This window comes from Sphaerospermopsis kisseleviana CS-549 (assembly GCF_028329225.1).
Lineage (GTDB): Bacteria > Cyanobacteriota > Cyanobacteriia > Cyanobacteriales > Nostocaceae > Sphaerospermopsis > Sphaerospermopsis kisseleviana.
The window spans coordinates 1-7,012 of record NZ_JAQMTI010000195.1 but is presented as its reverse complement, the minus strand read 5'-3'; the positions used below and the strand labels follow the sequence as shown (position 1 = coordinate 7,012).

Sequence of the window (7,012 nt, the reverse complement as noted above, 5' to 3'; positions counted from 1 at the left end):
TGCATTCAGGGTTAAATTACTATTACCGTCTACAGTTTCATTAAAGGTAATTCCATTTCCTGTTAATGTGGGGTTATTCGCAATGGTGACATTATCGTTATAAGTCTGACTTCCAGTGGTGGTAATATTGCCATTTAATGTTAAATTCTGATCAGCGGATAAAGTAGTAGATGCAGATGTGATATCCTTAACAACTACATTACCGGAATTTACGGTTATTCCTGAACCTGTAAGTTCTACTGTTCCGTTGTTAATAGTTACACCACTAGCACTGTTAATATTACCAGTCAATAAATCTAACAAACTAGGAGGATTTGGTGATGCAGGTGATGGTGCTTCAACTTCTAAACTGAGTAGGTGTCCTGGTTGACTGATGCGAAGGAGATTTCCACCAGGCACTGATGTTACTATAATATTACCCCCTGGTGCTGACAAACTACCAGTGCTGACAACTGTACCACCGATGATGTTTAAATTCTTGCCGGCACCAACCGCTAAATTACCAAGGTTAACAATACTGCCTGTTTGTGTAGTAGAAAAAGCAAAGCCATTGGGAGTTCCTACTAAATTTGTATAATCGTTATTACCAAGAGCATTAAATCTTAAATTACCGAGTAATATACTATTCGCGGTAGTAGCTGTAAAGTCAGCAGGTACATTTAAGATGGCATTAGCACCAAAAAGGATACCAGCAGGATTCATTAAAAATAGATTGGAGTTTCCGCCTGTTACTTGTATAGTTCCGTTAATTACAGAAGTATTTCCACCAACAACACGCCCAAGAATGTTTTGGATGTTGGTGTTAGATATGAAGTTTGCTATTTCGCCGTTGTTGAGTCCGAAGTTTTGAAAGCTGTGAAAGAGATTTGCACCATCTGAGGAAGTAGCACCACCAGTAATGTCAAGCTGATTGTTATTGCTCGCATTGGGGGTGACATTAGTACCAGTATTACCAAGACCTACATCAGTAGTGATAGATTGTGCTTTGACGATGGCTATGGTTTGCAGCAGGGTGACAACAGCGATCGCTGGTGTCATAAGCAATAGACCTATTTTGTCAGCTAATAAATTCATATAATTTCCTCTATTCCCTAACTTCAACGGTTTAATACACCAGTTGAAATTTGAATTGTCTCTTATTTAATACCATTATGAATATAAGTGTATATCCTGAAATTTTGCCAATTATCAATTAAACTTCACAAAACTAACATCAGTGTTTTGACTACTGTACCTTTAAAATCGAGATTTTACAGGCTTTTTAGCATCTTGTCTGTTAAAATGCGTAATCAAAACTTACTTAAGTTGTAACAATTTGTAATTTAATCAACTAGATTAATTGGCAGCAGGAATAGTAAATAGTATTTAGACCTGTTTTTTCAATACTGATGGGGTATTAAGCAAAACTTAAATTTATGTTAAGGCTCAACTCATTTCCGCTATTGATGGAAAAAATACCAAAATTTTGCCATTTCTCGATCCAAAGAGAACATTGCGTGTTAATTTGAAAACTACAAGCTGATATAAGTGAAAAAATAAAATACAGGAATAAGACAGGGTTAATACAGGAGTAATATGGGAGTAATATAGGAGTAATAATTTTATGCGTTGGTATTTACAAGGAAGAAATTTATGTGTATTTTTCATTCCCAGTACACTGCTATTGTTCTCTGCATCACCAGGTTATGCTAGATCATCTAGTTCGTTTGTATTATTAAAACAACCTGATCATCTGCTAACACAAGTTACAAATAAACCAAATCAACAATTAGAATCCAATCAAGAAGTAGTAAAGAATACGGATGTTGTGAGTTATTCAGTGTTCTTAGAAATATCAAAAAATAGTTTAGCACAAGGGGGAAATCCAGCAGATAACACCAATGAGAAAAGATTTATACAACCTGTCCCTGATGCTGAACCACTGACACCAGAAAATCAACCAATAGTTCCTTCAGAAACCGAAACTCAAACTGAAACCGAAACTGAAACCGAAACGGAAAAGATTCAAGTTAATAAAATTGAAGTATTGGGGAGTACAATTTTTAACCAAGAGCAATTGAACACCTTGACTAAGGAAGTAGAAGGACGTTCTGTGAGTTTAGAAGAACTGACAAAAGTTGCTGATGGAATCACCCAACTCTACTTAGATCAGGGATATCTGACCTCAAGAGCAATTGCAATTGTCCCTGACGAAAACTTTACTGATGGTGTCGTAAAAATACGGGTAATTGAAGGAGGTTTAGAGAAAATTGAAGTTGAAGGTACAAAACATATTCATCCTAATTATGTGCGATCGCGTATAGCATTAGGAATGAAAAGACCCCTGTCCGCAGTATATATAGAAGAGCAGTTAAGATTATTAAAAACAGACCCCTTATTTTCCAACGTAGAAGGTAGTCTCCGTCCGGGTACTAAGTTAGGTGAAAATATCCTAGTCGTCAGAGTTACCGAAGCTAACCCTCTAGAAGCTAGTTTAAATGTTGATAACTATTCCCCACCAAGTGTAGGTTCAGAAAGATTTGGTATCAATACGGTTTATCGTAATCTCACAGGATGGGGTGATGAACTGGCAGCATCTTATTATTTTACAGCCAGAGGCGGATCAAATGTCTATGATTTCAGTTATCGCATCCCAGTAAATACCATGAATGGGACTGTGCAACTGAGAACAGCTATTAATAATAATAAAGTTATCCAAGAACCTTTTAAAAATGCCAATATTCGCGGTGAGTCCCAACTCTATGAAATCAGTTTTCGTCAACCTTTAGTGCGATCGCTGCGGCAAGAATTTGCATTATCCTTGGGTTTTAGTATCCAAGATGGTCAAACCTTTACTTTTGCAGGTCCGACAGCATTCGGTTTTGGTCCAGATGAAAACGCTAACAGCAGAACACGAGTAATTAAATTTGGACAAGACTATTTATCAAGGGATTTCCAAGGTGCATGGTCTTTACGTTCTTTATTTAGTCTGGGTATAAACGTATTTGATGCTACCAGAAGCGACGATCCTATTCCTGATGGTCAGTTTTTCAGTTGGTTAGGACAAATACAAAGATTACAAAGAATCAGCGATAACTATTTATTATTTGCCCAAGCAGAAATACAACTCACACCTAATAGTTTATTACCATCACAGCAATTTATAATTGGTGGTGGTCAGTCAGTACGTGGTTATCGGCAAAATGCCCGTGCAGGTGACAACGGAGTAAGATTTGCTGTAGAAAATCAAATCACACTATCTAAAGATGAAAAAGGCAACTCATCAATCAAGATAGCGCCATTTTTTGATTTAGGATATGTCTGGAATAAAGATGATAACCCTAACACCCTACAGAGACAAACCTTTTTAGCTGGTACGGGAGTAGGAGTGTTGTGGCAACTTGTACCAGGTTTCAATATACGCTTAGATTACAGTCTACCTTTAATTAATTTAGATGACCGTGGCGTAAATGCCCAGGATGACGGGTTTTATTTCAGCGTCGGATATAAGCTATGAAATCAGAAAACTCGTTTAAAGTGAAAATGGAATCACAATAATGGTGAAAAATTTTTGTATATGACATCATTTGCTTCCTTTTATCCAGAATACATCTGTTCATACAATAATCCTTTAAATTGCGATCGCCCTTGCCAAACCGCCCAAGCACTCAAAGGTGCTAAATTCTGTCTAGAATGTGGTTTTCCTGCGACTTTATCAGAGCAAGCAGAAATAAAAGGTAACTCTGGTACATATCAGGTAACTAATTATTTAGGCGTGCGGGGTTATGGGCGCTTATATTCGGGTGTAAAAATTAAGGATCAACAGCCTGTAGAAATCAAAGAATATTTGCTGCCCAAACGTTGTTTTAATGACCAAGAATCAGGCGATCGTAAACAACTTTTTCAACGTTTAGGAGGAATAAAGTTAGCAGATAGTAGAATGCAAAATTTTCGCTTAGTTAACACATTAGAAGCCATTGCTGATGAAAAATTAGAACGTTGTTATTTAATCACCCAAGCCATAGAAGCATCCCAAACCTTACATCAATATCTCATCCAAAACGGGAAAATGACAGCCGTTCAGGTGAGAGAAATACTGAATCAAACCCTACAAACTCTAGAATTTCTCCACAGCCAAAAAATACTTTTTCCCTCCAATCAAGTACAACAAGGTATTGCTCACAGCAACATAAATTTAGATAGTATATTAATTAAATTAACCAATAAATTAACCAAACATGAACAATTTTCTATATATCTTTGTGATTTAGCAATTTGGGAAAACTTATTTATTCCCCCAGCCATTACCCAACCCGCACCTGCTCAAAAAGAAAAAGATTTAGAATCATTAGGACTAGTAGCTTTTTATTTACTAGCAGGAAGCACGATAAATTATGCTGATAATCAACCTCTAGACCCCAGAGACAATCAACATTGGTCTACTACAGATATTTATTTAAAGCAGTTTATTGAAAAATTAATTGGCATACATACACCTTTTACAAGTGCAGAATTAGCACGGCAAGCACTCATAAAATTACCCAAAGAAGGTCAAACAAATAATTCAGATTCATCTTCTCAAACACAACCTGAGCAAAGTCTTAAAAAAGTATCAATGTGGTTATTAATCATAGTTTTGTTATTATTGGGAGGAGGAATTTTTGCTTATGTTAAGTATTTTAATCAACATGATGATAGTAGCAAATATTTACAATGGTCTAAACTGCGGCGGAGATTTGCCGATGTAAATAATGTACCTGCTGGGCAATTTAATTACACAGGGGAAAATCCTGGTACATGGACTTTTATTATCAAACAAAAAGTAGGAAAAGACAGTTTAGAAGATTTACTATATCAACCGAAACCAGAAGCACAAGCGACTTTTAAATATACTCCCGTAGCGTCATCAAATTTAGAAAATCTGGGGCAACCGATAGCAGTAGTCCAAGCAGGAGAAAAAGACTTTGCCATCACCAGTTTAACTCAGAAAATATCAGGGGAACTAGATAAAAAATCAGTTGCTTATGATGGGTTATTAGTCTATGTCGAATTTAGTAGAAAAAATGACAATATGACAGATGCACTCGGTGGTCAAATTACAATCGATCAACTGCGTGAAATTTATACAGGAAGAATTACAAATTGGCAGCAAATTAATAGTAATCTGCCGAATTTAGAAATTAGACCATTTGCCCCTACAGAACCAGAAGCCAACAGTAAATTTATAGAAATAGTGCTAAAAAATGACCCCCAGGATCAAGCTTTATTTGCAGCCAAAGTGACTCAGTGGGATACAACCAGAACCCAAAATCAAATCCGTCAAGAAATTCTCAACGGACAAACTACTGGTATCATTGGCTTTGGCATGATTAGTAAAATCAAGGGACAGTGTACAGGCTATCCATTAGCTATAGTAGATGGTAACAAACCAGCTATTCAACCGCTATTTCAAAAACGCGAACGCCGTCCTCTGAAAACTTCAGACAACCTCTGCCAGCATGATGACTATTTTTTTGATGTTAATGCTTTCCAAAGTTACCCTTTAGGATACCCTATATTTGTAGTTTACCCCAAAGACAACAGCCGCCCTCCTGCTGGTTCTACCTTTGCTGAGATACTAACTACTCGTCAGGGTCAGTGTTTACTTAGTAAAGTAGGTCTTGTCCCTTTACAACCCATACCTGATGATTTAAATAACTATGGCTGCAAATCGTTGTCCTAACCCAAGCTGTGAATATTTTAACAAAATCCTACCCAATAATGCCAAGGTTTGCGCTTGGTGTGGAACTCCTTTGGGTAATCTAGTAGCACCTACACCTCAACCCACACCACCTCAACCCACACCGATACCGACACCCATACCACCTCAACCCACACCACGACCAACACCACCTCAACCTATCAACCAACGCCCAGTTGACGATCAAACCAATTATCAGCCACGCCCACCCATACAACCTATACAGCCACCTTATCCCCCACCGACACCCAAAGTACCACTTCTCAAACTCATTCACTTTTCAGGTAGAGAATTTCAATGGTCAGGGGAAGCAGGTTTTATTGGTCGCCGCAGTCAAAGCATTACTATTCCCCCAGAAATTGACCTAACTGGTATCCCCAACGAAGGAATAGTTTCTCGTCGTCATGCGCGAGTGTCTTGGGATTGGTCGCAAAATAGCTACATGATTGTTGACATGAGTACCAATGGTATTTATTTAAACGGAACTCCTTTAAGTCCTGGTGTCCAATATCGCCTCATGAATGGGGATTCATTGCAGTTTGGTCAAGAAAATCTAGTACGTTTTGCGGTTCATGTAGGTTAATTAAATACCTAGCGTTTGGATGGGGTATCTGGGCATGATGTTCAATGATACTTTGATCATCCTAATCTGGTGCGGGCTGGACAGCCCGCTAGACTTAATATAAATTAAACACACAAAAGCTTAGTATCCCACTTATAGGATGTTTGAAAAGTTTTTAATGTATAAATAGGACATGCTGAGAAAGTCTTTCCATGAGGGGATAGGAGTCAGGAGTCAGGAGTCAGGAGTCAGGAGGAAGTTTGAAAATTCCTTTTCCATCTCTCGAAATACCAAAAAATGCACACTTTTTCACGTATACCCTTCAAAACCCTTGCACTTTTTTCCTATTTATCAGCCTCAAACTTTTGATTTATCTGCGTTTTGCATTTTTTCAGCAAACCCTAAATAAACCCCTCTCCAAACCTCTCCCCGACGCGGGGAGAGGCTTTGAAACCCCCATTCCCTTGTAGGGAAGGGGGGAAGGGGGGTTAGGTTTCTAGAGATTATCGGTTTCATCTAATACTTTTCAAACAACCTCTTAGACAGATTACCAGGAATCTACCGGATATCAACTAACCCCATCAGCCCAAGATATTGATCAAACTTCCCTACTTTGACACTCTGCGGTCTAAAGACACGCAGATTCTTTAAGACTTGCTCAAAAGGGATAGTCAATTATCCCCCTACGCGCTCAAAACAACTACCAGTACGACAGGTATTGCAATTGCGTT

Annotated in this window: 4 protein-coding genes; 3 read left to right on the top strand and 1 reads right to left on the bottom strand. The window is 38.0% G+C overall.

Going from position 1 to position 7,012, the window contains the following annotated elements; all coding sequences use genetic code 11:
- Window positions 1–1,074: two-partner secretion domain-containing protein (locus PN497_RS15760; RefSeq protein WP_272110647.1), on the bottom strand; the 1,074-nt coding region annotated here is incomplete at its 3' end.
- A 529-nt stretch (window positions 1,075–1,603) separates the two neighbouring features.
- On the opposite strand from PN497_RS15760, the gene PN497_RS15755 reads away from it, so the two are divergent.
- The 3 genes from PN497_RS15755 to PN497_RS15745 are packed head-to-tail and all read left to right on the top strand — an operon-like array spanning window position 1,604 to window position 6,302.
- Window positions 1,604–3,496 (top strand): ShlB/FhaC/HecB family hemolysin secretion/activation protein, encoded by a 1,893-nt coding sequence (locus PN497_RS15755; protein ID WP_096572517.1) that lies wholly within the window; start codon window positions 1,604–1,606, stop codon window positions 3,494–3,496.
- A 60-nt stretch (window positions 3,497–3,556) separates the two neighbouring features.
- Window positions 3,557–5,701, top strand: coding sequence for a substrate-binding domain-containing protein (locus PN497_RS15750; protein WP_096572516.1), 2,145 nt, complete (start codon window positions 3,557–3,559; stop codon window positions 5,699–5,701).
- Entirely contained in the window at window positions 5,679–6,302 is a 624-nt protein-coding gene (locus PN497_RS15745; RefSeq protein WP_096572515.1) for an FHA domain-containing protein, read from the top strand. The genes PN497_RS15750 and PN497_RS15745 overlap by 23 nt, the downstream gene beginning before the upstream one ends.
- Window positions 6,303–7,012 lie beyond the last annotated feature (710 nt).